Below are 291 nucleotides of genomic sequence, written 5' to 3'. Positions count from 1 at the left end.
ACCGCACTCGTCACCGCGATAGGTCCAGGTGCAGGTGTTGGCCAGCATGATACGTCCCGGAAAAACAGCGCCATCCGTTTCCGTCGGCGTGGACAGTACAAAGGAGGCACTCACCGCGCTCAGTTCGCTGCACTGCTCAATGCGCCAGCGGCTGATCACCTCCTGCTCCGGATCGGCGTAACTGTTTCCGTTGACGAAGTTCACCGCATCCAGAAAACGGGCGTAAACCTTACGCCGGACCACCGTTCCGCCGACCAGACTCTGCATATCTTCCGCCATCCCGGTGACCAT

Annotated in this window: 1 protein-coding gene; it reads right to left on the bottom strand. The window is 59.8% G+C overall.

Features of this window, described 5'->3' with window-relative positions; all coding sequences use genetic code 11:
* Positions 1-291: phage minor tail protein L (locus JW499_RS22045; protein WP_205212554.1), on the bottom strand; the 291-nt coding region annotated here is incomplete at both ends.

It is taken from the genome of Amphritea pacifica, from assembly GCF_016924145.1.
In the GTDB taxonomy this organism is placed as follows: Bacteria; Pseudomonadota; Gammaproteobacteria; order Pseudomonadales; family Balneatricaceae; genus Amphritea; species Amphritea pacifica.
Note: the sequence above shows the minus strand (reverse complement) of the source record. Positions and strands in the feature narration are given on the sequence as shown.